We start from the raw sequence: 1,480 nt of genomic DNA on the forward strand, positions 1-1,480 counted from the left end.
CCCGTTCTCGTCTTCCACCGTCTGCGCTAGAAGAGAGTTGGCCCTCGTAAGGGCCTCCTCGTAGTGATTGTTGATGACGTCCAGCAGCCAAAGCTCGCTATCGTCTTGAAGCTCGAAGTACACATCCTTCATCAGATGATCTCCACTTCTCCGAATGGACCGTCACGGTCGAGATAGTCGCTGACGCGCACCGGCTCGAAGTCAGGCCCATAGATCCTGCCGCGCTCGATCCAGTATCCAGGCTTGACCCAGATCGCTCGCGCAAAGTCTTTGCCACCCCATTTGACCTTGGTTTTCTCCCACTCGAGGTCATCCATGAGATGCTTGGTTTGGTTCATGTTTGCATTGAGGTTCTTACGAACGAACTCAACCACGTCCGCTTCAGGCAGAACAACAAGGCCGGAGTCGTTGAGCAGTTCCTCAAGCTGGTCGACGATGGTCTGGCGGCTAGCCTGCTGAAGCCGCTTCATGATCGGCGTCTGGTGGTCAGCGATGTTCAGGCTCTTGGCATTGAAGCCCTCAGGAAGCTCCCTCTGCATCAGCGCGTTATAGAGTCGTGCCACGTTTGCCGGTTCATCCAAGAACTCATGCACTCGACCGACAAGCGATGAGAACCCATTGGCTCGAGGGCCGCCCGACCGGCCATCGTGATTTACGTCGATGACCAGATAGCGCCGTTCGCCTTCCTCCATCCACGTCGGTGCGTAGTTCGAAGTAAAAAGGAAACAGCAGCACTGCTTGGCCCGCTCAGCCTCGAGACCTTTCCGTTCGATGAGCACGTGCGGATCGGTGATGAAGGTTTTGATAGCGTTCGCCTGAGTTGACCCTGGTTTGATCTGAGTTTCCTCGCAGATCACCAGCTTGCTCGTGAGAACAGTAGCGTTGAACTGCTGGGTAAGCTTGCTGATGTTGTTCTGCGTGACCGAATTTCGAACCCCGAAAAGCTCGGTGAGGATGCGAGCGGTCGTGCTTTTGCCAGTGCCCTTGCCACGTGAGTAGAGGAACGGCGCCCATGCTGGCTTGTCTCCTTCGTTCTGCAGGCTCCAAGCAGTCCAGTTCAGAAAAGCTCCTCGGTCCTGCTCGTTCTGGAAGAATTGATCGAAGAACTCGCCAACGACGTCGAGGTCAGCGGAGTTCACCTTGAGGCTCCGATATTCCGGTTCGCTCCAGGTGTTGGCGGAAACCGTGCCCCGTTTCATGACGATACGGTTAGGGTTGCCCGGTTCGCAGATGGTAGCGCCGCTCCAGACCTGAAAGCTGCGTGCCCGGTCAGTGTGCCGCGTGTCGATGAGCAACTTGAATAGCGACTTGATGATACCGTTATTCAGAGGAAGGTTCGGATGCTCCTCCGCGATCAGGTTCAGGATCTTCATCTCGACGTCCACGCGGGACAGCGGTGTGCCCAGATGCTCGATGTCGTAGAACTTGTTATCGCGGCGAACGATCTGGCTGCCATAGGCTGCGGCGAGGAACTTGACGT

At 56.1% G+C, this 1,480-nt stretch carries 1 protein-coding gene; it reads right to left on the minus strand.

All coding sequences use genetic code 11. From position 1 onward, the window contains the following. Positions 1 to 131: 131 nt before the first annotated feature. On the minus strand, positions 132 to 1,480 hold a 1,349-nt coding region (locus tag L1069_RS23685; RefSeq protein WP_237457282.1), incomplete at its 5' end, for a DUF5906 domain-containing protein.

The sequence above is a fragment of the Leisingera sp. MMG026 genome, assembly GCF_021654205.1.
In the GTDB taxonomy this organism is placed as follows: Bacteria; Pseudomonadota; Alphaproteobacteria; order Rhodobacterales; family Rhodobacteraceae; genus Leisingera.